We start from the raw sequence: 24243 nt of genomic DNA on the forward strand, positions 1-24243 counted from the left end.
CTCCATCGCATGTCCCAAACGCACTGCGCCGGCCCGATCGCTCGGGCCGGCGCAGCCGCAGGATCAATCCTCCGCCGAAGCGGCGCGGATCAGTCCTTTTTGTCGATGTTCCAGAACACCGGGGTAGCGGCGCCCGGCAACACGCCGGTCAGCGAGGTGCGCCATACGCTCGGCACCTGATACTCGCCGAGCGGAAGATACGCGACCTGTTCAAGCGCCCGGGCCTGCACTTCCGCAGCGGCGGCTTTCTGTTCTTCCGGCGTCGCGGCGCGGGCGTACTTGTCGCGCAGCTCTTCCATCTTGGCGTCGTCATACCAGCCGAACCAGCCGCCGGTCTTGCCGCGGCCCTGCGTCGAGACGTTGGAGACCGGGTTCAGAATGTCCGCGACGACCCAGTTGGTGAAGAACATGTTCCAGCCGCCCTCCTTGACGGGCTTCTGGCTGGCGCGGCGGGTGACCACCGTCTGCCAGTCCGTGGCCTGCACCTCGACCTTGAAGCCAGCATCGCGCAGCAGCTGGGCTGCCACGATCGGCTGCGCCTTCAGCGTCGTGACGTCCGTTGGCGCCATAATCACGACGGGGGTTCCGTCATAACCGGACTCGGCCAGCGCCTTCTTGGCTTCCGCCATGCCGCTGCCCTTGATTCCGGTTTCCATACCGGCGTCCGTCGCATTCGGCGTGCCGCAGCCGAACATCGCGCCGCAGATCTTGTAGTATTCGGGATTGCCCACCAGCGCGTCGAGCACCGGTTTCTGGTTCATCGCCAGGAACGCGGCGCGGCGAACCTTGACGTTATCGAACGGGGGATAAATGAAATTCATCCGGCCAAGCGTCTGGTATCCGAGCGTATTGAGGACCTCGATCTTGAGCTCCTTGTCCTTGGACAGAACCGGCAGCAGATCGTAGGGGCCGTTCTCCATGAAGTCGATGTCGCCGGACTGCAGGGCGTTCACCGCGGTCTGCGCGTCGGGCATCGTGATCCACTCGACGCGATCGACCTTGACCACCTTGCCGCCGGCGGCCCAGCTCGCGGGCTCGGAGCGCGGCACGTAGTCCTTGTTCTTCTCATAGACCGCTTTCACGCCGGGCTGGAATTCAGCCTGCACGAACTTGAACGGACCGGAGCCGATCTGCTCGGCGATCGACTTGCCGGCGGGCGTTTCGGCCAGACGCTTCGGCATCATGAAGGGCACCAGGGACGACGGCTTGGCAATCGAGTCGATCACCAGGCCGTAGGGTTCCTTGAGCGTGAGCACGATGGTCTTGGCGTCGGGCGCCTCGATGCTCTTGGTGAAGTCCATGAGCTTCTGGCCCATGCCGTCATTCTTGCCCCAGCGCTTCAGCGAGGCAACACAATCTTCTCCCGTAACCGGCGGACCGTCATGCCACTTCAGGCCATCGCGCAGCGTGAAGGTGTAGACCAGCTTGTCGTCAGAGACCTTGAAGCTCGCCATCTGCGGCTGAACTTTGAAGTTCGCGTCCATCGCCAGCAAGGTGTCGTAAACCATGTAGCCATGATCGCGCGTGATGTACGCCGTGGTGATGCCCGGATCGATGACCCGCAGATCGGAATGCATCACCGCGGTGATGGTCTTGCCGGCTGCCAGCGCCGGCAGCGAGAACGCCGGCAGTGCCAATGCAGCCGCGACGAGCACGCCGGACAGCGTCACTTTGGAAAACGCTGCGGACTGCCGCCAGCGTGAGATGTAAGACATCGGTCTCTCCTGATTGGAAACTCATCATCGGTGGATGATTCATTATGCAACGCGATAGATTTTTAGGCGGCGTTGGCACGCTGTCTTTATCTTTTAGACATCAAAGACTTGCATCAAGCACGCGGCACGTCAATGCGGTATTGATGCAATGCACTTCACACGCGCGCCGCCGATTTGCCAATTCAAATCCAGTGCTGCTAGACCTCGCCGTACGGCTTCGCGTGCGGCTTCGCGCGAACCCGTGCGACGACGCGTGATATTCTCATCCACAAGGAAGTTGCCGATGAATCCCGCCAACCTGCCGTTCGATGTCGATGCGATGCTGCAAGGGCTGCGCGTCTGGGTCGAGTGCGAAAGCCCGACGTGGGACGCCAATGCCGTCAACAGCATGCTCGATCTTGCCGCGCGCGACATGGCGATCATGGGTGCGACCGTTGAGCGCATCGCAGGGCGCCAGGGATTCGGCGGCTGCGTTCGCGCGCGCTTTCCGCATCCGAAATTCGGCGAGCCGGGCATTCTGATCGCGGGGCACATGGACACCGTGCATCCGGTCGGCACCATCGAGAAGCTGAACTGGCGCCGCGAAGGATCGAAGTGCTACGGCCCCGCGATCTGCGACATGAAGGGCGGCAATTACCTCTCGCTCGAAGCGATCCGCCAGCTCGCCCGCGCGTCCTTCACCACGCCGCTGCCGATCACCGTGCTGTTCACGCCGGACGAGGAAGTCGGCACGCCGTCGACCCGCGACATCATCGAGGCGGAAGCCGCGCGCAACAAATATGTGTTGGTGCCGGAGCCCGCCGGCCGCGGCGGCCGCGGCGTCGTCACCGGCCGCTATGCGATCGCGCGCTTCAATCTCGAGGCCATCGGCAAGCCCAGCCATTCCGGCGCGACGTTGTCCAACGGACGCTCCGCGATTCGCGAGATGGCCCGCCAGATCATCGCCATCGACGAGATGACCGGGCCGGATTGTACCTTCAGCGTCGGCGTCGTGCATGGCGGACGATGGGTCAATTGCGTTGCCTCGTCCTGCACCGGCGAGGCGCTGAGCATGGCCAAGCGCCAGGCCGATCTCGACAAAGGCATCGAGCGCATGATGGCGCTGAACGGCACCACCAACGACGTGACCTTCAAGGTGACGCGCGGCGTGACCCGCCCGGTCTGGGAGCCCGACGCCGGCACGATGGCGCTGTACGAAAAAGCCCGTGCCATCGGCCGGGATCTCGGAATCGATCTCGGCCATGAGAGCTCTGGTGGTGGCTCCGACGGTAATTTCACCGGCGCGATGGGTATCCCCACACTCGACGGCCTGGGCGTGGTCGGCGCCGACATGCACACGCTTGGCGAATACATCGAAATCGACAGCCTTGTGCAGCGCGGTCGCCTGATGGCCGGTTTGCTGGCGACGCTGGATTGATGCACAAGGAAAAGGCAGTCTGCGCGCCATAGGCGGTGCACGGACGGCAATCCAAGGCTAAAACACTGGCACAGCTCTTGCTCCGCTGCATAAAGTCCGTTTCGACAGTGAGAACCATGAAAAATATCTGCAACGAGCCCAAATCGCTTCCGAACCCGCGCTGCCAGACGTCGTCGACGTCGGCCTGCGCCTGTTAGGAACGTCCATGCTTGGCTACCTCATTCGTCGCGTTCTCGCCGCCATTCCCGTCATGGGCGTGGTCGCGCTGTTCGTGTTCCTGTTGCTGCGGCTGACGCCCGGCGATCCCGCAGCGATTCTCGCTGGCGATAATGCGACGGCGGAACAGCTCGATCGCATCCGCACCCAGCTCGGCCTCAACGAGCCGCTCTATACACAGTTCTTTTCCTGGATCGGCCGGCTGCTGCACGGCGATCTCGGCACCTCGCTGATCTCCAACGTGCCGGTGATGCAGATGATCGGCCAGCGCGTCGAACCCTCGATATCAGTCGCATTGAGCGTCATGCTGGTATCGATTCTTGTCGCCGTGCCGCTCGGCGTCATCGCGGCGTGGAAGCACGGCACCTGGATCGACCGCTTCGTGATGGCACTGTCGGTGATCGGCTTCTCGGTCCCGGTGTTCGTGATCGGGTATGTGCTGATCCAGATTTTCGCGATCGAATTGCGCTGGGTCCCCGTGCAGGGCTTCCGGAGTATCTTCAAGGGATTCGGGCCGTTCTTCGAACGCATCGTCCTGCCGACGATCGCTCTGTCCTTTATCTATGTCGCGCTGATCGCCCGCATGACCCGCGCCGCGATGCTCGGCGTGCTCAATGAGGACTATGTCCGCACCGCGCGCGCCAAGGGCATCAACGAGTCCGGCGTTCTGCTGCGCCATGCGCTGCGCAATGCGGCCGTGCCCGTCATCACCGTGATCGGCACCGGCTTTGCGCTGCTAATCTCCGGCGTCGTCGTCACCGAGAGCGTGTTCAACCTGCCCGGCGTCGGGCGGCTGACGGTGGACGCGGTCCTGGCGCGGGACTTCCCCGTGATCCAGGCGATGATCCTGCTGACCTCCGGCATTTACGTCCTGGTCAATTTGCTGATCGATCTTGCGTATTCGCTGCTCGATCCCAGAATTCGTTACTAGGAATCCGTCAATGGCGACCGAAACACTTCCCAACACGGCCCTGCCGACGCGCGCCGGGCCGTCCCTCGGCTTCCTCACCTCGACGCCGATCATCGCGGTGGCGACGGCATGCCTTGCGCTGGTGATCCTGTCGGCGATCTTCGCGCCGTGGCTGACCTCGCATGATCCCCAATTGCTGCTGCCGGCAGAGCGGCTGAAGCCGTCGAGCTCCAAATACCTGCTCGGCACCGACGCCTACGGCCGCGACGTGCTGGCGCGCATTCTCTATGGCGGCCGCATCTCGCTCCTGATCGGCCTCGGCGCCGCGGGCATCAGCGTCGCCATCGGTCTGGTGATCGGCCTGGTGTCCGGCTTCTTCAAATGGGTCGATGCCATCCTGATGCGCGTGATGGACGGCTTGATGGCGATGCCGAGCGTGCTGCTCGCCATCGCCGTGGTGTCGCTGTCCGGCGCCAGCCTGACCACCGTGATGATCGCGATCACGATCCCGGAAATCCCGCGCGTCGCGCGCCTGGTACGCTCCGTCGTGCTGTCGGCGCGCGAGGAGCCCTATGTGGAAGCCGCGATCTCGCTCGGCTCCAGCCTGCCGAAGATCATGTGGCGGCATCTGATGCCGAACACCGTGGCGCCCTTGATCGTCCAGGGTACCTACATCGCGGCCTCCGCCATTCTCACCGAAGCGATCCTGTCGTTCCTCGGCGCCGGCATCAGCCCGGAAACGCCGACCTGGGGCAACATCATGGCCGAGGGCCGCGCCTTCTTCCAGATCAAGCCGTCGCTGATCTTCTGGCCGGGCCTGCTGCTGTCGATCGCGATCCTCTCCGTCAACCTGATCGGCGACGCGGCGCGCGATGCGCTCGATCCCCGCATGAAGCAGCGGGAGGCCGGCAAGTGAACGACCACGTGAACGCACCGATGAACGATCAACTGACCCAACAGCTCGGCAAGGCCGTCAACACCAGCCCGCTGGTGCTCGAAGTCGACAATCTCATTGTCGGCGTCGGCAAGGACGGCAAAGGCAAAAGGATCATCGACGGCATCTCGCTGCAGGTCCGCCAGGGCGAAACACTGTGCGTGGTGGGCGAGAGCGGCTCCGGCAAGTCGGTGACTTCGCTGGCGACGATGGGCCTGCTGCCCCGGGATTCGCTGAAGGCGACCGGCGGCAGCATCAAGCTGGTCGGCGAGGATGTATTGCAGGCCAGCGACCGACGGCTGCGGCAGTTGCGCGCCACCACGATGGCGATGATCTTCCAGGAGCCGATGACGGCGCTCAATCCCGTCGTCCCGGTCGGCAACCAGATCGACGAGGTGCTGCGCACCCATACCGACCTGAATTCGACGGCGCGCAAGAAGCGCATCCTCGACATGATGGACCAGGTCCGCCTGCCCGACGTGACCCGGATTTTCAAATCCTATCCGCACCGCCTGTCCGGCGGCCAGCGCCAGCGCATCATGATCGCAATGGCCCTGGTGCTGGAGCCCAAGCTGCTGATCGCCGACGAGCCGACCACCGCGCTCGACGTCACCACGCAGAAGCAGATCCTGTCCTTGATGCGCGATTTGCAGAAGGACCATGGCACCGCCGTGCTGTTCATCACCCACGACATGGGCGTGGTCGCCGAGATCGCCGATCGCGTCGCCGTGATGCGCCAGGGCCGGCTGGTCGAAACCGGCACGCTCGACGGCATCCTGCGCGCGCCGACGGAGGAATATACCCGCAACCTGCTGCAGGCGGTGCCGAGCCTGGTGCCGCGCCACGCGCGCGTCGAAGCGGGCTTCAACCCGATCGTGCTGGAAGCCAACGAACTCGGCAAGGTCTATCGCGAGCGTGGTTTCTTCGGCAAAGCCCGCGAAGTCGCGGCCGCCAAGGACGTCACGCTGACGCTGCGCAAGGGCCGCACGCTCGGCATCGTCGGCGAGAGCGGCTCCGGCAAGTCCACGGTGGCGCGCTGCCTGGTGCGGCTGATCGATCCGACCTCCGGCGGCATCCGCCTCGCCGGCCGCGAGATCTCCGACCTGTCGCGGTCCGCGCTGCGTCCGCACCGCAAGAAGATCCAGATCATTTTCCAGGATCCGTACCGCTCGCTCAATCCGCGCATCACCATCGGCGAATCGATTGCGGAGGGCCCGATCAATTACGGCACGTCGCACAAGGTCGCGATGGCGCGCGCGCGCGAACTGCTCGAACTGGTCGATCTGCCGGCCGACGCCGTGTCGCGCTATCCGCACCAGTTCTCCGGCGGCCAGCGCCAGCGCATCGCGATCGCGCGTGCGCTGGCGCTGGAGCCCGACGTGCTGGTGGCGGACGAGGCGTGTTCCGCGCTCGACGTATCCGTGCAGGCCCAGGTGCTGCGGCTGCTCGACGACATCCAGACCCGGCTCGGCATCGGCATCCTGTTCATTACCCACGATCTGCGCGTCGCAGCGCAAATTTGTGACGATGTCGCCGTGATGCAGCACGGCGTCGTGGTGGAACAGGGTCCGGCCGGCGAAGTCCTCACAAATCCGCAACAGGCCTATACCCGACAGCTGCTTGACGCGGCGCCCGGACGGGGATGGGATTTCGCCAACTTCCGGCCGGTCGCGGTCGAGTCGGTGGCCGCGGCGATCTAACCCCACTCTGTCATTCCGGGGCGTGAGCGCACCAGCGCGAGCGAACCCGGAACCTCGACGTGGGACGATGAACACTCCGAGATTCCGGGTTCGCATCAGCCGGCTACGCCGTCTGCTGCGCCCCGGAATGATGACCTAGATTGGACATTCATGACCCGTATCGCTGTCGGCGGCTTCCTGCACGAGACCAACACCTTCGCGCCGACCAAGGCGACGTATGATTCCTTCGTACACGGCGGCGGCTGGCCGGCGATGACGCACGGCTCCGACGTGCTGCGCGTGATGCGCGGCATCAATGTCGGCCTCGCCGGTTTTGTCGAGGACGCGGAGACGCGCGGCTGGGAGCTGGTGCCGACCATCGCCTGCGGCGCCAGCCCGTCGGCGCATGTGACGAAAGACGCCTATGAGCGCATCGTCACCGAGATGGTCGACGGCATCCAGGCGGCGCTGCCGCTCGACGCCGTCTATCTCGACCTGCACGGCGCGATGGTCACCGAACATCTCGACGACGGCGAGAGCGAGATCGCGGCCCGCGTCCGCGCCGTGATCGGCCCCGACGTTCCCTTCGTCGTCAGCCTCGACCTGCATGGCAACATCTCGCCCGAACTGGTCGAGAACACCGACGCGCTGATCGCCTATCGCACCTATCCGCATGTCGACATGGCCGACACCGGCCGCGCCGCCGCGCGCCACATGGCCCTGCTGCTCGCCGGCAACAAGTTCGCCAAGGCGTTCCGGCAGCTGCCGTTCCTGATTCCGATCAGCTGGCAGTGCACCAACGACCAGCCGACCAAGGGCATCTACGAAATGCTCACAGTCCTCGAGGACGATCAGGTCCCGACGCTGTCGTTCTGCCCGGGCTTTCCGGCCGCCGACTTCCCGCATTGCTGCCCGAGCGTGTTCGCCTATGGCGTGACGCAAGCCGATGCCGACGCCGCCGCCGATACCGTGGTGCGTCTGGTCAGCGGCCACGAGGATGATTTCGACGGCAGGATCTACACGCCCGACGAAGGCGTGCGGCATGCGATGGAACTGGCGAAGACGGCGAGCAAGCCGATCGTGATCGCCGACACCCAGGACAATCCCGGCGCCGGTGGCGATTCCGACACCACCGGCATGCTCGCCGCTTTGGTACGCAACAAGGCGACCAAGGCCTCGATCGGCGTGATCTACGATCCCGTCTCGGCTGCGGCCGCGCACGCCGCCGGCGAAGGCGCCAGCGTGACGCTGTCGCTCGGCGGCAAGTCCGGCATTCCCGGCGACGCGCCCTATGAAGCGACCTTCACGGTCGAGAAACTGTCCGACGGCATCTTCGTCGCCAATGGTCCCTATTACGGCGGGCGCGACATGGACATGGGCCCCTCGGCCTGCCTGCGCATCGACGATGTCCGCGTCGTGATCTCCTCGCACAAGGCGCAGCTCGCCGACCAGGCGATGTACCGCTTCGTCGGCATCGAGCCGACCACCGAATCCATCCTGGTCAACAAGAGTTCGGTGCATTTCCGCGCCGATTTCGAGCCGATCGCAGGCTCCCTGCTGATCTGCGCCGCGCCAGGCGCGATGCCGGCGGATACCTCGGTGCTGCCGTGGACCCGGTTGCGTCCGGGCATTCGTCTCAAGCCCAACGGCCAGCCCTTTACGCCGACCACCCCCTCGCCCGCCCTCGCGCCTGCAAACGGATAGTCCCATGCCCACACTCGACCGCATCGAAGGTTTCGCCGACGAACTCACCGCGATCCGCCGCGACCTGCACGCGCATCCGGAGATCGGCTTCGAGGAAGTCCGCACCTCCGGCATCGTCGCCGAGAAGCTCGAGAGCTGGGGCGTCGAGGTGCACCGCGGCCTCGGCACCACCGGCGTCGTCGGCGTGCTCCGCGGCAACGGCTCCGGCACCAAGCGCATCGGCCTGCGCGCCGACATGGACGCGCTGCCAATGGAAGAAAACACCAACCTGAAATGGCGCTCGACGATTCCCGGCCGCTTCCACGGCTGCGGCCATGACGGCCACACCACCATGCTGCTCGGTACCGCGCGCTACCTCGCCGAGACCCGCAATTTCGACGGCACCGTGCACTTCATCTTCCAGCCCGCCGAAGAAGGCCTCGGCGGCGCGCGCGCGATGATCAAGGACGGGCTGTTCGACAAGTTTCCTTGCGACGAGATCTATGGCCTGCACAACGCGCCCGATATGAACCACGGCGAGATCGCGATCTTCCCCGGCCCCGGCATGGCCGCCGCCGACTTCTTCGACATCACCATCACCGGCTACGGCGCGCATGGCGCGATGCCGGAGCGCTCCAAGGATCCGGTGGTCATCGCGATGACCCTCGGCCAGGCCATGCAGACCATCGTCAGCCGCAATGTCGATCCGCTGAAGTCGGCGGTGCTGTCGATCACCCAGATTCACTCCGGCTCAGCCTACAACGTGATCCCCGGCGACGCCAAACTGTGCGGCACCGTGCGAACCTTCGACGAGAAGATCCGCCTGCAGATCCGCGAGCGGATGCGTACGTTGGCCGCCGGCATGGCGACCGCCTTCGATGTCGAGATCAAGGTCGATATCCGCGACGGCTTCAGCGTGCTGATCAACCAGGAAGAACAGGCCAAGGCAATCGAGGAGGTCGCGCGCACCATCGTCGGCGACGACAACGTCTTCACCAAGGTGCGGCCGAAGATGGGTTCGGAAGATTTTGCCGACATGCTGCAGGCGGTGCCCGGCGCGTATTTCTGGCTCGGCCAGGAAGGCTCGGTGCCGGTGCACAATCCCGGCTATTATCTCGACGACAAGATCCTGCCGATCGGCGCCAGCATGTTCGCCCGCCTGATCGAAACCCGGCTGCCGGTCGCGGTCTAAGGCTGGCGACCTGCACAAACGGCGGCACCGTACGATCGCAGCGCCGCCGCGCTTGCCAGCTCGCCGCCTGCGACCAGGTCGCACGCGGCTGGCACATCACCCGTCGTCTGCTACAACTCTTCCCAAGCTGTCATTCCGGGGCGCGAGCGCACCAGCGCGAGCGAACCCGGAATCTCGACATGTTCAACGCAAAACATCTCGGGATTCCGGGTTCGCCCGGACTTCGCCCTCGCGCTCCGGAATGACAAACTAAAAACAAAAATATACCGGGAGCGAAACCAGCATGGCCTATGAGACCATTCTCTATGACGTCGCCGACCAGATCCTCACCATCACGCTGAACCGGCCGGACAAACTCAACGCCTACAATGCCACCATGCAGGCCGAGCTGATCGCGGCGTTCGATGCCGCCGACGCCGACGACAACGTCCGCGCCATCATCGTTACCGGCGCCGGCCGCGGTTTTTGCGCCGGCGCGGATCTGTCGTCCGGCGCCGACACGTTCGACCGTGATGCCCGCAAAGGCCCCGTCAAACGCCATGCCGACGGCAGCGTCGATTACAGCGACGACAAAGTGCGCGATGGCGGCGGCCAGGTCACGTTGCGCATCTTCAAATGCCTGAAACCGGTGATTGCCGCGGTCAACGGCCCCGCGGTCGGCATCGGCGCCACCATGCAGCTGGCGATGGACATCCGCATCGCCTCGGAGAATGCCCGCTTCGGCTTCGTGTTCTCGCAGCGCGGCATCGTGCCGGAAGCCGCCTCGAGCTGGTTCCTGCCGCGGCTGGTCGGCATTTCGCAGGCGCTGGAATGGTGTTTTTCCGGCCGGGTGTTTCCCGCCGCCGAAGCCCTCGAAGGCCGCCTCGTCAGCCAGGTGGTGCCGCCCGACGAGTTGCTGCCGACGGCGCGCGCGCTGGCGCGAACGTTCATCGACAAGACGGCGCCGGTGTCCGTGGCGCTGATCCGCCAGATGATGTGGCGCATGATGGGCGCCGACGATCCGATGGAGGCCCACAAGATCGACAGCCGCGGCATCTATGCACGAGGTCGTTCCGAGGACGTCAAGGAAGGCGTGATCGCGTTTCTGGAGAAGCGCCCGGCGGACTTCAGGAACAAGGTCAGCACGGACATGCCCGACTATTTCCCGTGGTGGGAAGAGCGGGAATACAAGTAGCCCTCGCCTGTCGTTCCGGGGCGCGAGGGCGCAGCCCGAGCGAACCCGGAATCCCGGGATGCTCATCGTCCCATGTAGAGGTTCCGGGTTCGCGCGCGCTGGTGCGCTCGCGCCCCGGAACGACGAGCGTTCACATCATCAGCGCCACGCGCCCGATCGCCTTGCGATTCATCAGCAGCCGCATCGCATGCGCCACATCTTCCAGTGGCAGCCGATGCGAGACGTTGGGCCGAACCTTGCCCTGCTCCGCCCATTGCAGCAGCGCCTTGATGCGTGCCTCGCCCACTGCCGGATTGCGCCGCGCGGCCTCGCCGGCGCGCACGCCGAGCACGCTGGCGCCCTTGATCAGCACCAGATTGGTCTTCGCCATGCCGATCCCGCCGGTGAAGCCGATCACCAGCAGCCGCGCGCCCCAGTTGATGCAGCGCAGGCTCTGCTCGAACACCTCGCCGCCGACCGGATCGAACACCACATCGACGCCGCGGCCACCGGTGATCCGCTTCACGGCATCGCGAAACGGCTCAATGCCGTAGAGCACGCTGTGATCCGATCCACGCGTCCTCGCGACCGCGAGCTTGTCCTCCGATGAAGCAGCCGCAATGACCGTTGCGCCAAGCAGCCTGCCTATCTCCACTGCGGCGAGACCGACGCCGCCGCCCGCGCCGTGGACCAACAAGACTTCGCTTGGCCCTATCTGGGCGCGATCGACCAGCGCATGATAGGCCGTACCATGGGCGGCAAGAAACGTGGCGCCTTCCGCATAATCAAAAGTCGATGGCAGCGGCGTGATTTGCGACGGGGTCGCGATCACCTGGTCGGCATAGCCGCCATGGCGCAGCTTGACGATGACGCGATCGCCGGGCTTCACGCCGGTGACGTCGCCAGACACCTCACTGACATCGCCCGCCGCTTCCATGCCCGGCGTGAACGGCAGATCCGGCTTGAGCTGATACGCGCCGGCCGTCATCAGGATGTCCGGAAAGTTAATGCCGGCAGCGCGCACCGCGACGCGAACCTGCCCGCCCTGCAATGGCGACGAGGTAAATTCCTCAATGCGCAAATCTTGGGGCGGACCGAGCGCGCGGCAAACGACGGCTCTCGGCATCAAGCGGCGCTTTCAGAGCCTGATGCGCCGGCGCGTCGGCGCTGCAGCGCCTCGCGGATCAGCGGCAGCCGGTCATTGCCGAAGTACATATCCGTCTTGTCGAGATAGATCGTCGGCGAACCGAAGCCGCCACGCGCGATCACCTCGTCGGTATTGGCCTTGAGCTGATCCTTGATCGCCTGATCCGCAATACCGACGAAGAATTTGGCGGGATCGATTCCCACGCGCGTGCAGATGTCGCCGAGCACTTCGTCCTGCGAAATGTCGCGGTCGTCGGCCCAATAGGCCTCGAATACCGCCTTTGCAAACGGCACCATGTCCGGTGCCATGAAGATGCAGCCGCGCATCGCTTTGACGCTGTTCACCGGAAACACCGTGGGCGGCATCTTGATCGCCAGACCCGACGAGCGCGCCCAATCGGCGAGGTCCTTCTTCATGTAGCGCGCCTTGGCCGGCACCGGCGTCTTGCGGGATTCATAGACGGTTGGATTGACGGAATTGAAGATGCCGCCCACCAGGATCGGGCGCCAGACGATGTCCTCACCGAACTCTTTGGCCAACGGCTGGATATTGTGGAACGCGAGATAGGTCCAGGGACTGGAGCAGTCGAAGAAGAATTCGATCATCGGGGTTTCCTCGGTGTTGTCATTCCGGGGCGCGGGCGGCGTCAGCCGAACGCGAACCCGGAATCTCGACGTGTTCAAAACATCTCGGGATTCCGGGTTCGCCGTCGCGCTCGCGCGCGATGCGCCCCGGAATGACAGCTAAGATTGCTGCTGCTGCGCGTGCGCCGGCGCGTCGACGCCGAACATGATCTTGCGCGCTTGCTCGTCCATCGGCTGCCGCGCCTGCTTGCCGACCGCGAGGCCCGCCTGCAGCGCCGGCCGCGCACGCAAACCCGCGTACCAGCGCTTGATGTTCGGATAGTCGTCCAGCGTCAGGCTCTGCGCCTTGTGGGTCATGATCCAGGGAAAACACGCCATGTCGGCGATGGAATAGTCCGCCGCGATATAGTCCCGGCCCTCGAGATGCGCGTCCAGGACGCCGTACAATCGCTTTGCCTCGCGCGTGTAGCGATCGATCGCATAGGGAATCTTCTCCGGCGCATAGAGCAGGAAGTGGCCGTTCTGGCCGAGCATCGGGCCGAGCCCGGCCATCTGCCACATCAGCCATTGCAGCACCTCGAGGCGCCCGCGCAAATCGGTCGGCAGGAAACGGCCGGTTTTTTCCGCCAGATAGATCAGGATCGCCCCGCTCTCGAAAATGCTCACCGCATCGCCGCCGTCGGCGGGCGCATGGTCTGTTATCGCCGGCATCCGGCCGTTGGGACTGAGCTTGAGAAATTCCGGCTGGAGCTGGTCGCCGCGGCCGAGCTGCATCGGCACCAACGTATAGGGCAGCCCGCATTCCTCCAGCATGATGGAGATCTTCCAGCCGTTCGGCGTCGGTGCGTAATGCAGGTCGATCATGGTTTCCCCATCTTGTTTTCATCGATCCTAGCGCCGCTTGGCCGGCGCGCCAATGCCTATACGCGCCGGGCTGGACATGGCAGATAGGTGGCAAATAGAAACCATGAGGAGACGCCATGCTGTTCCCGACCACGATCGCCGGCTCGCTGCCGAAGCCCGAATGGCTGGCCGAGCCCAACAAGCTGTGGCCGACCTGGCGTTCTTCCGGTGACGAACTGGCGCGCGCCAAGCGCGACGCGACCCTGCTGGCGGTCAAGGTGCAGGAGGACGCCGGCATCGACATCGTCACCGAAGGCGAGCAGGCGCGGCAGCATTTCGTCCATGGCTTCCTGGAAAAGGTCGGTGGCATCGACTTCGCCAACAAGGTCGAGATGGGCATCCGCAAGGACCGCTACAAGGCGATGGTGCCGCAGGTGGTCGCGCCCTTGCAACTGAAGGGCCGCGTCCATGCCTTCGAAGCACAGGCGGCGCGCGCGCATACCAAGAACAAGTTGAAGTTCACCCTGCCCGGTCCGATGACCATCATCGATACGCTCTCGGACAGTTACTACGGCGACCGCGTGAAAATGGCCTTCGCCTTCGCCGAGCTGCTCAACCAGGAAGCGCTGGCGCTGCAGGCCGACGGCGTCGACATGATCCAGTTCGACGAGCCGGCCTTCAACGTGTTCATGGACGAAGCGGCCGACTGGGGCGTCAAGGCGCTGGAGCGCGCGGCCCAGGGACTGACCTGCCAGACCGCCGTGCACATCTGCTACGGCTACGGCATCAAGGCCAATACCGACTGGAAGGACACGCTGGGCAGCGAGTGGCGGCAGTACGAGCAGATCTTTCCGGCGATTGACGCCAGTCCGATCCAGCAGGTCGCGATCGAATGTCGCAACTCGCGGGTGCCGCTGGAATTGCTGTCCCTGCTGAAGGGCAAGATCGTGCAGGCCGGCGTCATCGACGTCGCCAGCGACGCGGTCGAGACGCCGGGGGATGTGGTGGCCACCATCGAGGCGGTGATGAAGCATGTGCCGAAGGCGAACATCGTCGCCACGACCAATTGCGGCATGGCGCCGATGCATCGCGACATCGCGGAAGCGAAGCTGCGTGCGCTGGGTGCGGGCGCGAAGCTCGCGCGGGAGCGGTTGGGGTAAGCCCCAGACTGTCGTTCCGGGGCGCGAGCGCACCAGCGCGAGCGAACCCGGAACCTCGGCATGTTCAAAACAGTTCGGGATTCCGGGTTCGCGGCCGGCTCACGCCGTCCGCGCCCCGGAATGACGAGTTCTATGGTTGCGCGCTCGCATGCAGCAGCGGGCGATAGCCGGCGCGAAGCGCTTTCAGCGTCGACGGCGGCGTCAACAGAGGTGCATCAACCAGTTTGATGTCAACGGCATGATAGCCGACGAATGTCCATCGCAGCTGCCTGCCCTGCAAGATCATGTAAATTTCGCCGTTCATAGCCAGCATCGCGCCGTCGGGCAACGCGTCGATCGCACATGGCAGCGCATGCAATCGCTTCTTGCGGCCATCCAATCGCTCCACATGCAGCACCGCATCGATCTCGCTCGCCCGCACGCGGCTGATGCCGTTGCCCTCTTCCCATGCAGCGCGGAACGCATTCGCCTCGTCGCGGCGGCAATAAAAGCACGGACGGTGGCCGGCGGCGAGCGCGGTGGCCTCGTCGAGGAAGAACAGCTCGGTCCAGCTTCGCGTCGCCATCACCTCGCGGCGGCGGCCGCGGAACTCACAGACGCAGGTGATCCACGCCGGATTGCTCCAGCGTTTATTGAGCAGTGTTTTTGTTGAGGGATCGTGGATGATGCCGCGGTTGCCGGTGAACATCCCGCGCTCAGGTGTCGCGACGATGTCGCCAAACGGCGTGACGCGGTTTTGCAGCGGCATGGTCAATCACTCCGCAATGCCGACAGTTGAAACTCTAACTATCAGGCAAACGCTGCTGCGCCCCCTCTCCCCGTTGGGGTGAGGGTTGGGGTGAGGGGGTACCGGCCTATCGATAGGCCCCCTCACCCGACCGGGCTTCGCCCGCTCGACCTCTCCCCAACGGGGAGAGGTGAAAGGCTTACGCCGCGCCGTCCCGCATCGGCGGCTGGAAAGACAGGCCGAGGTCCCACGGAAAGAAGATCCAGGTGTCCTGCGACACTTCGGTGATGAAGGTGTCGACCAGCGGCCGGCCCATCGGCTTGGCGTAGATCGTGGCGAAATGGGCGTCGGGCAGCATGTCGCGCACGATGCGCGCAGTCTTGCCGGTATCGACGAGGTCGTCGATGATCAAGAGCCCCTTGCCGGTGCCGCCGCCGAGCTTTGCCGCATCGGCGGAGATGCCTTTCAGCACCTGGAGTTCGCCACGCGTGGTGTGCTCATAGCTGGCGATGCAGACGGTATCGATGATGCGGACGCCAAGTTCGCGCGCCACGATCGCGGCCGGCACCAGGCCCCCGCGGGTGATGGCGATGATCGCATGAAACGGACCGGCGCTGTTGAGGCGCCAGGTCAGCGCCCGGCAGTCGCGGTGGAATTGATCCCACGAGACCGGAAACGCCTTGCCGGCGCGCTCCTGGGCGCTCATTTCCGGATGTTCAGCCATGTCAGTTCCTCAATTTCCGATCTTCGGTGCATGCAGCGCCACCAGCATCTCTTTCACCGCCGCCATCGCCGCATCCAACTTGGCCTGGTCGCGCGAGCGCACCACCAGATTGACGTTCGGCTTTTGCGCGTCGTCGATGAACGGATAGCTGCCGATGATCGCATCCGGATGCGCCTTGGCGATCTCGCCCAGGGGACCGCCGAGATCGCCTTCGCGGGCGTCGGCACGCACCGTGTCTGACAGCATCCGCACGCCGGATCTCAACTTCGGCGACACGATGTCCATCATCGCCTGCATGATCGAAGGCACGCCAGCCATCACGATGACATTCTCGATCTTGAACCCCGGCGCCAGGATGGTGGCGCTCTGGATCAGGTCGGCACCATCAGGGATTCGCGCCATCCGCAGGCGGGCTTCGTTGAGATCGTCGCCGAACCGCTCCTTGAAGCGGGCGACCACCTCGGGATGGTGGTCGATCTTGACGCCGAACGCCTTGGCCACCGCGTCGGCGGTGATGTCGTCATGGGTCGGCCCGATGCCGCCGGTGGTGAATACGTAATCATAGCGTTGGCGCAGCGCGTTGAGCGCGGCAATGATCTCCGGCTCATCGTCGGAGACCACCCTGACCTCCTTGAGGTCGATGCCGATATTGGTCAGGTATTCGGCAATAAAACCGATATTCTTGTCCTTGGTCCGGCCCGACAGAATTTCGTCGCCGATCACCAGAATGCCTGCCGTGACTATGTCGCTCATCGATATTTCCTCACCGTTCCCCGCGACCATGCGCAGGCAAGGCCTTGATGTCACGGGCTTTTGCTGCCGAAACGTGCAGCTTCCCGCCGATTTTTCAGGCACCTCACTGGTGCCCTGCTACGAATTGCCCAGCTCGAATGCATATCGCGCTGGCCCGGCCCTTGCTAGCATCCTGTTTCATCATGCATTCTCCGGCATGAACTCGAAAAGCAGTCAGGATTCATGGCAGTTGCGTTCGACGAAATGAATGGCCCGCTCGGCGATCTCCGCCCAGCCTATGCAGAACTCTCGCGCTGGTTGAAGGAGACGCCGCCAGACGCCCTGGAATATCGCCGGCAGGAGGCGGAACTATTGTTCCGCCGGATCGGCATTACCTTTGCCGTCTATGGCGATTCCGAATCGACCGAACGTCTGATTCCGTTCGACGTGATCCCGCGGATCATCTCCGGCAAGGAATGGACGCTGCTGGAAAGAGGCCTGAAGCAACGCACCCGCGCCATCAACATGTTCCTGCGCGACATTTACCACGGCCGCGACATCTTGCGCGCCGGGCTGATCCCGGACGATTTGATCTTCCAGAACGAGGTCTTTCGCCCGGAAATGAACGGCCAGCAGGTGCCGCACGACGTCTATGTCCACATCGCCGGCATCGACATCGTCCGCACCAATCCGGACGAGTTCTTCGTGCTGGAGGACAATGCCCGCACCCCGTCCGGCGTGTCCTACATGCTGGAAAACCGCGAAATCATGATGCGGCTGTTCCCCGACCTGTTCGCCCGGCACCGCGTCGCCCCGGTCGAGAAATATCCGGACGAGTTGCTGTCCTGCCTGCGCTCGGTGGCTCCTGATAGCGCCAATTCGGAGCCGACCGTGGCCCTGATGACGCCCGGCGTCTACAATTCCGCCTATTACGAACACTCATTCCTGGCCGACAAGCTCGGCGTCGAGCTGGTCGAGGGCCGCGACCTGATCGTCAAGAACGACGAAGTGTTCATGCGGACCACCGAGGGCCTCAAGCGCGTCGACGTGATCTACCGCCGCGTCGACGACGACTTCCTCGATCCTTTGTCGTTCCGCCCGGATTCAGCGCTCGGCGTGCCCGGCCTGATGTCGGCGTATATGGCCGGCAACGTCACGCTGGCCAATGCCGTCGGCACCGGCATCGCCGACGACAAGGCGATCTACAGCTACATGCCGGAGATCGTGAAATTCTACCTCGGCGAGGAGCCGATCCTGAAGAACGTGCCGACCTGGCGCTGCCGCGAGCCGAAGGACCTCGCTTATGTGCTGGACAACCTCGCTGACCTCGTCGTCAAGGAAGTCCACGGTTCCGGCGGCTATGGCATGCTGATCGGACCTGCCTCCAGCAAGGCGACCATCGAGGCGTTCCGCGACAAGCTCAAGCGCGAGCCGGAAGGCTTCATCGCCCAGCCGACGCTGGCGCTGTCGACCTGCCCGACCTGCACCGCCTCGGGCCTGGCGCCGCGCCACGTCGACCTGCGGCCGTTCGTGCTGACCGGCCGCGACCGCGTCACCATCGTGCCCGGCGGCCTCACCCGCGTGGCTCTGAAGGAAGGCTCGCTGGTGGTCAATTCCAGCCAGGGCGGCGGCACCAAGGACACCTGGATTCTCGACGAGTAATTCGTCCCACCGAGCGACTTCGACACCAAACGCGCAAACCGATTTCAGACGAGTATTACCCCGCATGCTGTCGCGCACCGCCGAGAACCTGTACTGGCTAGCCCGCTACGTCGAACGCGCCGAATATCTCGCGCGGACCATCGAGGCGACGCTGCGCGTCACCGCGCTGCCCAATGCCTATGTCGGCCAGACCAACGAATGGGATTCGGCCCTGCTCACCGCCGGCGTCTCGGCGGCGTTCTACGAGATCTACGAGGAAGCCGACGAGAAGAACGTCGTCGAATATCTCTCCTTCTCCACCGCCAACCCGTCCTCGATCCGCAACTGCATCGAGAATGCCCGGCTGAATTCGCGCTCGGTGCGGACCGCCCTGACCGGCGAGATGTGGGACACCATTAATGGTGCCTGGATCGAACTGCAGGAGATCTGGAGCAATGGTGCCAAGACCCGCGAGCAACTGGCGCGCTTCCTGCGCTTCGTGCAGGAAACCTCCTTGCGCTTCGATGGCTCGGCCTATCGCACCATGCTGCGCAACGATGCCTACTGGTTCTCACGCCTTGGCCTGCATCTGGAGCGCGCCGACAACACTGCACGAATCCTGGACGTCAAATATCACTTGCTACTGCCCGAAGAAGAACACGTCGGCGGCCCGCTGGACTATTACCAGTGGACATCGATCCTGCGCTCGGTATCGGCGCTGACCGCCTATCACTGGGTCTATCGCGAAACGCTGAAACCCTGGCTGATCGCGGACCTGTTGATCCTCAACGACACGCTGCCGCGCTCGCTCGCCTCCTGCTACGGCAATCTGGTACGTAACCTCGACCAGATCGGCGTCTCCTACGGCCGCCAGGGCGCCGCGCAGCGCCATGCCCGCGGCGTGCGCAACCGGCTCGAACACAGCAACATGGACGATATCTTCCAGCACGGGTTGCATGAATTCATCCAGGAATTCATTGCGGACAACAGCCGGCTCGGCGAGATCATCGCCAAGCAATATCTGATATGATTGATTGTCATTCCGGGGCGCGGGCGGCGCCAGCCGACCGCGAGCCCGGAATCCCGAGCAAATAGATCAATGCAGATTCCGGGTTCGATCGCGCTTCGCGCTCTCGCCCCGGAATGACGAGTAAACATCATGCGCCTGCGTATCGCCCATACGACGACCTATCGCTACGAGCCGCCGGCATCGGGCGTGATACAGATCCTGCGCATGACGCCGGGCAGCCATGACGGTCAATACGTCGCGGAATGGCAGATCGACGTCTCCACCGATTCGCGGCTCGACCTGCATGAAGACGCTTACGGCAACGTCACCCACGTGCTGACGCACGGGCCGATCGCCGACCTGACCATCCATTGCGAAGGCCTGATCGAAACCCAGGACACCGGCGGCGTATTGAAGGGTACCGACGAGCGCTTTCCGCCGAGCTTCTTCCTGCGCCAGACCAGCCTCACCAAGGCCAACCCGGCGATGGCCGCCTTCGCCCGCGAGCTCGATCCGCAGCCCGACACCGACGTGCTGGGTTACCTGCACGCGCTGATGATGGCGATCAACGAGCACATGACGTTCGACGGCGACCCCACCAATACCGGCACCTCGGCGATCGAGGCCTTCACCGGCAAGCGCGGCGTCTGCCAGGATTACGCCCACATCTTCATCGCCTGCGCCCGCACCGGCGGCGTACCCTGCCGCTTCGTCGCCGGGCATTTTCTGCGCAGCGACGGCATGGTCGAGCAGCAGGCCGGCCACGCCTGGGCGGAAGCCTTTGTGCCCGATCTGGGCTGGGTCGGCTTCGATCCGGCGAATGCGATCTGCACCACCGACGCGCATGCCCGCGTCGCCATCGGCCTGGATTATCTCGGCGCCGCCCCGGTGCGCGGCACCCGCTATGGCGGCGGCATGGAAACCCTGATGGTCTCCGTCAAGGTCGATCAGGCCGGCCGACAGGGACAGTGGCAGAGCCAGTCTTGATACAATCGTTAACCTGACGGTTGATCGATGCCTGGGCGCAGCCGCGCCGGGAGTCGCGACTGTCGCATGAACGGCGCGCCCAAGTGCCGTCACAAGCGAGGAAACATGCAGAAGACGGCAATCTGCCTTGGAGCACTATTGATCTCGCTCACAACTGTCGGGGCCGAGGCACAATCCGGACCCAGGCGTGACGAGTTCTTCTGGCTGGGCGAGATCAACAAGGCCAGCGCCGTCATCAATACCGACGAAGGCCTGCTGGATCGCGCGGTGGCGCCGCGCATCGCGGCCGGCCTGCGCACGGTGCTGCACGCTGGCGAGAAGCCGGGCGGCAAGCGGCCCACCCTGGTCATCACCTTCGAGCCGTTGCTGATCGAGGCTGCCGGCGTCGAGGCGACGCTGCTGCATGCCGGCCGTTCCAGTCAGGACATGCTGGCCACGGTGCGCGCCGCCATCATTCGCGACGAAGTGCTGACGCTGGCCGAACAGCTGCGCAAGACGACAGCCACCATGGTGGCGCTCGCCGAAAAGCACGCCGGAACAATCGTTCCCAATTACACCAATGGCGTCGCTGCCCAGCCCAACAGCTACGGGCACTACCTGCTCGGCCATGTGGCGGGCCTGCAGCGCGATGCCGAGCGGCTGCGCCAGTTCTACGCCCGGCTTGACCGTTCGCCGATGGGCACAACCGTGCTGAACGGGACGAGCTGGCCGCTCAACCGCCCCCGCATGGCCAACTACCTCGGCTTTGCCGCGACCGTGGACAACGCCTATGACGCCGCGCAGATCTCGGCCACCGAGATCCCGGTCGAGCTCGGCGCGGTGACCACCGCGATCGCCCTCCACGCCGGCGCCTACATCCAGGACGTCATGGTGCAATACGCCCAGCCGCGCCCTTGGATTCTGCTGCAGGAAGGCGGCGGCAACACCTATGTCTCCAGCGCCATGCCGCAGAAGCGCAATCCCGGGCTGCTGAACGACGTGCGCGGGCAAGCATCCAGCGTCGTATCGCTGGGGATCGGTCGCGCCATCCAGGCGCACAACATCCCGCCGGGCATGAACGATGCCAAGAACGTCGGTGACAATGCCGTAGTGGTCGGCGGCGCCACGCGCGTGCTGGCCGGCTGGGACCGCATCCTCGGCGCCCTCGCGGTCAATCCGGAGCGCGCGCTGGAAGAACTTAACAGCGACTGGACCGCATCCCAGGAAGTGGCCGACGTGCTGATGCGGCAGTACAAGCTGCCGTTCCGCGTCGGGCATCATTTCGCCTCCGAGGTCGTCGACTACGCAAAGGCGCACGACATCCGACCGAGCGATTTCCCCTATCAGGAGGCCCGGCGGATCTTTTCCACGACGCTGACGGAGATGAAGGTGGCCGGCGGCGAACTGCCCTTGAGCGAGGCGGAATTCCGCGCAGCCCTGGACCCCGTGGCGATCATCCGCCATCGCGCGACCGCCGGCGGGCCGCAGCCCGCCGAGATGGCGCGGATGGTGGCCGAAGCGAAGCAGTCGCTGGCCGAGCAGGATCAATGGATCCAGGCAAGGCGGCAGCGCATCGACGGCGCGCTCGCCGAGCTGGATCGGGATTTCGCGCGGCTCGGGACGCCGTAAAGCGGAAGGAAGCCAGCATTCCGGGGTTTTACGCGCCGTCTGAATGACCTATCAGTGTTCTGTCGACCCTCTGGTCGGGCAAGGACATTCGATGACCTATTGTTGCGGAATCCTGGTGCGGGACGGGTTGGTGATGATCGCCGACACGCGCACCAATGCCGGGCTCGACAACGTCTCGACCTTCCGCAAGCTGCACATCTTCGACCAGCCCGGCGACCGCGTGATGGCGGTGGCCTCTGCGGGCAACCTGGCGATCAGCCAGTCGGTGCTGTCCACGCTCAGCGAGGGGTTCGAGAATCCCAAGACCGGCGAGCACGAGACGCTGCTCAATGCGCCGACCATGTTCCAGGCCGCGCAGCGGATCGGCCGTGCCATCCGCCATGTCAACGCCACTGAAGGCGAGGCGCTGGAGGCCGAGGAAATCAAGTTCAACGTCTCGTTCCTGTTCGGCGGTCAGATCAAGGGCGGCAAGATGCGGATGTTCATGATCTACCCGGCCGGCAACTTCATCGAATGCACCACCGATACGCCCTATCTGCAGATCGGCGAGCACAAATATGGCAAGCCGGTGCTCGACCGCGCCGTGCATTACGAGGTCGAACTCTATGAGGCGCTGAAGACCAGCCTGATCTCGATGGATTCGACGATGCGCTCCAACATCGGCGTCGGCATGCCGATCGACGTGCTGGTCGTGCGCACCGACACCTGCGAGGCCGACCTCAACCATCGCATCGAGGCCGGCGAGCCCTATTTCCACGACCTGCGGTCGCGCTGGTCGGCCGCGTTGCGCCAGGCGCACCACAACATCCCGCGCCCGCCCTACAAGAAGGAAGGCTGAACGCATTGACGCCGGTAACCACGTCGCACTGGCGCGCGATGACGGCGGCCGACCTGCCGGCCGTGCTGGCGTTGGCCGATGTCATTCATCCGGACTTTCCGGAAGAGGCTGCGGTGTTTGCCGATCGCCTGGCGCTGCATCCGGCCGGCTGCTTCACGCTGCATGGCGACGCCGGCGCGGTCGGGTACGTGCTCAGCCATCCCTGGTACGATGGACAGCCGCCGCAGCTGAACGCGGTCCTCCGCCATCCAGCCACGGCCGCCTCGACCTATTATATCCATGATCTGGCACTGCTTCCCGCCTCACGAAAATCCGGCGCGGCCGCCGCGATCGTCGCGACGCTTGCGGCTCACGCGAGCGCGTTGCAGTTACCGAACATGACGCTTGTTGCCGTCAACAATTCGGTTCATTTTTGGCGCCGGCAGGGTTTTGATATCGTCGTCGATCCCGAGCTCGACGGGCAATTGCGCAGCTACGATGCGCAGGCCCGCTTCATGCGCCGCGAACTAATCCAGAAAAAACGATAAGGGAAGACACTATGACCCACAAGATTGCACTCGTGACCGGTGCCGGCACCGGCGTCGGCCGCGCCGCCTCGCTCGCGCTGATGAAGATCGGCTTCACCGTCGTGCTCGCCGGGCGCCGCCTGGAATTGCTGCAGGAAACACAAAAGCTCGGCGAAGCCGAGGGCGGCCAGAGCCTGCCGGTCACCGCCGACATGGCGGACCCCACCTCGATCGCGGTGCTGTTCGCCAAAATCAGGGACACTTACGGCCGGCTCGACCTGCTGTTCAACAATGCCGGCATGGGCGCACCGGCCGTACCGTTCGAAGATCTCGGCTTCGCCCATTGGCAGGCGGTGGTGAACACCAACCTCACCGGACCGTTCCTGTGCACCCAGCACGCCTTCCGCATCATGAAGGACCAGACTCCGCATGGCGGCCGCATCATCAACAACGGCTCGATCTCCGCGCATGCGCCGCGACCGTTGTCGGCGGCCTACACCTCGACCAAGCACGCCATCACCGGCCTCACCAAGGCCACCAACCTCGACGGCCGTGCCTATGACATCGCGGTCGGCCAGATCGACATCGGCAATGCCGCCACACCGATGACCGACCGCATGGTCAACGGCCCCGGCGTGCTGCAGCCCGACGGCACCTCCAAGCAGGAGCCGCGCATGGACGCCAAGGCCGTCGGCGACGCGGTCGCCTACATGGCCGGCCTGCCGCTCGACGCCAACGTGCTGTTCATGACCGTGATGGCGACCAAGATGCCGTTCGTCGGGCGCGGTTAGGCCTCAGCCGGCCTTGCCATTGCACACCTGAGGCCGCTGCGGCCATA

At 64.4% G+C, this 24243-nt stretch carries 23 protein-coding genes; 16 read left to right on the forward strand and 7 right to left on the reverse strand.

The window, feature by feature from the left end:
• Positions 1-89: 89 nt before the first annotated feature.
• On the reverse strand, positions 90-1715 hold the full coding sequence (locus FNL56_RS18855) for an ABC transporter substrate-binding protein (RefSeq protein WP_143574520.1): 1626 nt from the start codon (positions 1713-1715) through the stop codon (positions 90-92).
• Between the two features lie 283 nt (positions 1716-1998).
• Between FNL56_RS18855 and FNL56_RS18860 the strand changes: the two genes are divergently transcribed.
• From FNL56_RS18860 to FNL56_RS18890, 7 genes are all read left to right on the forward strand, one after another.
• Positions 1999-3132 carry a M20/M25/M40 family metallo-hydrolase gene (locus FNL56_RS18860; protein WP_143574521.1) on the forward strand — a complete coding sequence of 378 codons (1134 nt, stop codon included), beginning with the start codon at positions 1999-2001 and terminating at the stop codon, positions 3130-3132.
• Positions 3133-3337: 205 nt separating this feature from the next.
• Positions 3338-4279 (forward strand): ABC transporter permease, encoded by a 942-nt coding sequence (locus FNL56_RS18865; protein ID WP_143574522.1) that lies wholly within the window; start codon positions 3338-3340, stop codon positions 4277-4279.
• A gap of 10 nt (positions 4280-4289) precedes the next feature.
• Positions 4290-5174, forward strand: coding sequence for an ABC transporter permease (locus tag FNL56_RS18870; RefSeq protein ID WP_143578112.1), 885 nt, complete (start codon positions 4290-4292; stop codon positions 5172-5174).
• Positions 5175-5194: 20 nt separating this feature from the next.
• Positions 5195-6892, forward strand: a complete 1698-nt coding sequence (locus FNL56_RS18875; RefSeq protein ID WP_143574524.1) for an ABC transporter ATP-binding protein — start codon at positions 5195-5197, stop codon at positions 6890-6892.
• A 150-nt stretch (positions 6893-7042) separates the two neighbouring features.
• Positions 7043-8575, forward strand: a complete 1533-nt coding sequence (locus FNL56_RS18880; protein ID WP_143574525.1) for a M81 family metallopeptidase — start codon at positions 7043-7045, stop codon at positions 8573-8575.
• Between the two features lie 4 nt (positions 8576-8579).
• Positions 8580-9746: a M20 aminoacylase family protein gene (locus FNL56_RS18885; protein WP_143574526.1), complete on the forward strand. Its 1167-nt coding sequence runs from the start codon at positions 8580-8582 to the stop codon at positions 9744-9746.
• 283 nt (positions 9747-10029) lie between these two features.
• Positions 10030-10920: a crotonase/enoyl-CoA hydratase family protein gene (locus tag FNL56_RS18890; protein WP_143574527.1), complete on the forward strand. Its 891-nt coding sequence runs from the start codon at positions 10030-10032 to the stop codon at positions 10918-10920.
• Between the two features lie 130 nt (positions 10921-11050).
• On the opposite strand, the gene FNL56_RS18895 is transcribed toward FNL56_RS18890, so the two are convergent.
• The 3 genes from FNL56_RS18895 to FNL56_RS18905 all read right to left on the reverse strand — a co-directional run bounded on the left by FNL56_RS18895 (position 11051) and on the right by FNL56_RS18905 (position 13494).
• On the reverse strand, positions 11051-12025 hold the full coding sequence (locus FNL56_RS18895) for an NADPH:quinone oxidoreductase family protein (RefSeq protein WP_143582237.1): 975 nt from the start codon (positions 12023-12025) through the stop codon (positions 11051-11053).
• Positions 12025-12651, reverse strand: a complete 627-nt coding sequence (locus FNL56_RS18900; protein ID WP_143574529.1) for a 2-hydroxychromene-2-carboxylate isomerase — start codon at positions 12649-12651, stop codon at positions 12025-12027. Before FNL56_RS18900 ends, FNL56_RS18895 begins: the two co-directional genes overlap by 1 nt.
• A gap of 138 nt (positions 12652-12789) precedes the next feature.
• Positions 12790-13494 (reverse strand): glutathione S-transferase N-terminal domain-containing protein, encoded by a 705-nt coding sequence (locus tag FNL56_RS18905; RefSeq protein WP_143574530.1) that lies wholly within the window; start codon positions 13492-13494, stop codon positions 12790-12792.
• Positions 13495-13610: 116 nt separating this feature from the next.
• On the opposite strand from FNL56_RS18905, the gene FNL56_RS18910 reads away from it, so the two are divergent.
• On the forward strand, positions 13611-14633 hold the full coding sequence (locus FNL56_RS18910) for a methionine synthase (protein ID WP_143574531.1): 1023 nt from the start codon (positions 13611-13613) through the stop codon (positions 14631-14633).
• A 130-nt stretch (positions 14634-14763) separates the two neighbouring features.
• On the opposite strand, the gene FNL56_RS18915 is transcribed toward FNL56_RS18910, so the two are convergent.
• The 3 genes from FNL56_RS18915 to FNL56_RS18925 all read right to left on the reverse strand — a co-directional run bounded on the left by FNL56_RS18915 (position 14764) and on the right by FNL56_RS18925 (position 16837).
• Entirely contained in the window at positions 14764-15381 is a 618-nt protein-coding gene (locus FNL56_RS18915; RefSeq protein WP_143574532.1) for a hypothetical protein, read from the reverse strand.
• Between the two features lie 178 nt (positions 15382-15559).
• On the reverse strand, positions 15560-16084 hold the full coding sequence (gene gpt, locus FNL56_RS18920; RefSeq protein WP_143574533.1) for a xanthine phosphoribosyltransferase: 525 nt from the start codon (positions 16082-16084) through the stop codon (positions 15560-15562).
• 9 nt (positions 16085-16093) lie between these two features.
• Positions 16094-16837, reverse strand: a complete 744-nt coding sequence (locus tag FNL56_RS18925; protein WP_143574534.1) for a competence/damage-inducible protein A — start codon at positions 16835-16837, stop codon at positions 16094-16096.
• Between FNL56_RS18925 and FNL56_RS18930 the strand changes: the two genes are divergently transcribed.
• From FNL56_RS18930 to FNL56_RS18965, 8 genes are all read left to right on the forward strand, one after another.
• Positions 16821-17084 (forward strand): hypothetical protein, encoded by a 264-nt coding sequence (locus FNL56_RS18930; RefSeq protein WP_143578116.1) that lies wholly within the window; start codon positions 16821-16823, stop codon positions 17082-17084. The genes FNL56_RS18925 and FNL56_RS18930 overlap by 17 nt on opposite strands.
• Positions 17060-18478, forward strand: coding sequence for a circularly permuted type 2 ATP-grasp protein (locus FNL56_RS18935; RefSeq protein ID WP_143574535.1), 1419 nt, complete (start codon positions 17060-17062; stop codon positions 18476-18478). The genes FNL56_RS18930 and FNL56_RS18935 overlap by 25 nt, the downstream gene beginning before the upstream one ends.
• A 64-nt stretch (positions 18479-18542) precedes the next feature.
• A complete protein-coding gene (locus FNL56_RS18940) occupies positions 18543-19487 on the forward strand; it encodes an alpha-E domain-containing protein (RefSeq protein WP_143574536.1) in 945 nt (314 codons plus the stop codon).
• Between the two features lie 129 nt (positions 19488-19616).
• Positions 19617-20453: a transglutaminase family protein gene (locus FNL56_RS18945; protein ID WP_143574537.1), complete on the forward strand. Its 837-nt coding sequence runs from the start codon at positions 19617-19619 to the stop codon at positions 20451-20453.
• A gap of 105 nt (positions 20454-20558) precedes the next feature.
• On the forward strand, positions 20559-22061 hold the full coding sequence (locus FNL56_RS18950) for an argininosuccinate lyase (protein ID WP_143574538.1): 1503 nt from the start codon (positions 20559-20561) through the stop codon (positions 22059-22061).
• 91 nt (positions 22062-22152) lie between these two features.
• On the forward strand, positions 22153-22899 hold the full coding sequence (locus FNL56_RS18955; RefSeq protein WP_143574539.1) for a proteasome-type protease: 747 nt from the start codon (positions 22153-22155) through the stop codon (positions 22897-22899).
• 5 nt (positions 22900-22904) lie between these two features.
• Positions 22905-23426 carry a GNAT family N-acetyltransferase gene (locus tag FNL56_RS18960; RefSeq protein ID WP_246660725.1) on the forward strand — a complete coding sequence of 174 codons (522 nt, stop codon included), beginning with the start codon at positions 22905-22907 and terminating at the stop codon, positions 23424-23426.
• 11 nt (positions 23427-23437) lie between these two features.
• Entirely contained in the window at positions 23438-24196 is a 759-nt protein-coding gene (locus FNL56_RS18965) for an SDR family oxidoreductase (RefSeq protein ID WP_143574540.1), read from the forward strand.
• Positions 24197-24243: the final 47 nt, after the last annotated feature.

The sequence above is a fragment of the Tardiphaga sp. vice304 genome (assembly GCF_007018905.1).
GTDB lineage: Bacteria > Pseudomonadota > Alphaproteobacteria > Rhizobiales > Xanthobacteraceae > Tardiphaga.